3 protein-coding genes and 2 pseudogenes are annotated in these 1,710 nt (G+C 38.5%); 4 read left to right on the top strand and 1 reads right to left on the bottom strand.

Annotated features, from left to right (window positions below; genetic code table 11):
* From ACFIK4_RS02980 to ACFIK4_RS02965, 4 genes and pseudogenes are all read left to right on the top strand, one after another.
* Window positions 1-357, top strand: a pseudogene (locus tag ACFIK4_RS02980) (filamentous hemagglutinin); the annotation flags it as partial.
* A complete protein-coding gene (locus tag ACFIK4_RS02975) occupies window positions 354-758 on the top strand; it encodes a hypothetical protein (protein ID WP_375674252.1) in 405 nt (134 codons plus the stop codon). The pseudogene ACFIK4_RS02980 and the gene ACFIK4_RS02975, both read left to right, overlap by 4 nt.
* Entirely contained in the window at window positions 746-871 is a 126-nt protein-coding gene (locus ACFIK4_RS02970) for a hypothetical protein (RefSeq protein ID WP_375628995.1), read from the top strand. The genes ACFIK4_RS02975 and ACFIK4_RS02970 overlap by 13 nt, the downstream gene beginning before the upstream one ends.
* Window positions 872-935: 64 nt before the next feature.
* Window positions 936-1,167 (top strand): annotated as a pseudogene (locus tag ACFIK4_RS02965) (hypothetical protein).
* Window positions 1,168-1,269: 102 nt separating this feature from the next.
* Here ACFIK4_RS02965 and ACFIK4_RS02960 read toward each other — a convergent pair.
* Window positions 1,270-1,470 (bottom strand): AlpA family transcriptional regulator, encoded by a 201-nt coding sequence (locus ACFIK4_RS02960; protein WP_015856172.1) that lies wholly within the window; start codon window positions 1,468-1,470, stop codon window positions 1,270-1,272.
* Window positions 1,471-1,710: the final 240 nt, after the last annotated feature.

The following is a 1,710-nucleotide window of genomic DNA, read 5'->3' as shown; positions in this document are numbered from 1 at the left end:
AAACAAGAAGGTGTTCACGGTATAGCCAACGAAAACACGACTATCAATCTCTATGGACCAGCCTTTAATGTTTTAGTTGCAGCCGGTCTGTTAGATTATGTGAGTGATGGCAAACAAACCACTATTGGCTTTGATGGGAATAGATATGACTTTGTCAGCAGAATTATTGGCGGCAATGGCTATACCTACGGGACACTCCCTGCTGGTAGTAACGTTTGGACAGAATGGTTGAGAGTGATCATGAATCCCATAAGTTCCCATACCTGTCTTGGAGACGTGGGTCCAAAATGCCAAAAGTTTTATGGCACATCTCATCGTGAACAATTTCCTTTAAGTAAATCAAGGAGTAAAAAATGAAACAAACTCTAAAATTATTAAGCACTGTAACTTTGTTAATTATAACTGGATGTAATATCGATAAACCTCCTCCAGGAGAGGTGGCTACGTGGGAGAAAAATGGTGTTACTGATTTTACAGAGGTAGGAAAAGCCTTGTTAGAATGTGGTATGCCAACCCCTGATGATGTCGATCCAGAAAACAGAAAACTCAGCTACAATGCATGGGCAACTATTGATGCCTGTATGGTTCAATCAGGTTTTCGTGATAAAGTGGGGGGAGGGACTTGGTGTGAGAATCATAAAGCCGAAAACCTTCCCATTTGTCGTCCAGGTGCTGTGATCCCGAGGCCCAGTGTCAAGAAGCGCTTAAACAGCCCTTATTGTAAAAAATATAAAAATGCACCTGAATGCAAACCTTAAGTCTTGCTAGTGATGATCAACAATCCGCTATCCTTGCCTTCACTTGGAATGGTGGGATTGTTTTCTCAACCAATCATCTCAATATTGTTCACCGTTGTTTTAAGCAGCGGTGACAGGAAATATCAACAGGCTTATGAGCTTTTTTATTGTAAATAAATCCATTGAAAGAGGGGAATAATGAAGAAAATCTTAAAACTATTGAGTTGTATAGCTCTGTTAAGTATCACTGGATGTGTTAACTCAATTCCCTCACTTTCTCCAGCATTATGGAGAAATAAAATACTTTTAGAATGTGGAGTACCGGACCTTAATAAGGTTGNGTGCTGTCATGCCTCAGCGAAGTGTTGAGAGACGCTTAAATAGCCCTTATTGTAAAAAGCATTCAGAACAACTTGAATGCAAACCTTAAGTCTTGCTTCAGCAGAGAAAGCCTTGAATTTACACCAAATAAAGCACCAGGTTGATGAGCTTGAGAAAGCCTTGTCCGTCCTTACGTGATAAGGTTTTCTTTTTATGCCGCGTCGTTATAACGTTGCTGTTTTGCTTGTTCGATTACATTCAAAAGATCCGATTGTAACCAACGGGATAAAAAGCCAAATTTTAAAGGTTTTGGGAGAGAGCCATTGGTAACATGACGCCGGAATGTTGAAACACTCATATGAAGCAATTTTGCACTTTCACGGTCTGTTAAAAGAATATCATTTTCTGTCATACGAAAATCCTTTCTATCAAAAAATGGTAACACATCATAACCATTTATTAACCACATTTTGGTTCATTTTTGAAGGTATTTTATTTATAGAAAACAATATTTTATTATACAATTTCTGATGTGATAATTTATGAGTCTTATTGAGAAAGAATGAGAGAGAAGAGAGCTAAAGTTATCCACAGATAATGGGGTTATTCACCCCATATCTTAAGATTGACCCGTGACATAAGCCGCCCATTT

This window comes from Bartonella sp. AP9QHHD (assembly GCF_042195625.1).
Classification (GTDB): domain Bacteria; phylum Pseudomonadota; class Alphaproteobacteria; order Rhizobiales; family Rhizobiaceae; genus Bartonella.
This window is presented reverse-complemented; position numbering and strand designations above follow the sequence as displayed.

Bases quoted from the DNA above. Each gene is read 5' to 3' on its own strand.
- ACFIK4_RS02960 (WP_015856172.1), bottom strand. From the start codon at position 1,470: ATGACAGAAAATGATATTCTTTTAACAGACCGTGAAAGTGCAAAATTG.
- ACFIK4_RS02975 (WP_375674252.1), top strand. From the start codon at position 354: ATGAAACAAACTCTAAAATTATTAAGCACTGTAACTTTGTTAATTATA.
- ACFIK4_RS02970 (WP_375628995.1), top strand. From the start codon at position 746: ATGCAAACCTTAAGTCTTGCTAGTGATGATCAACAATCCGCTATCCTT.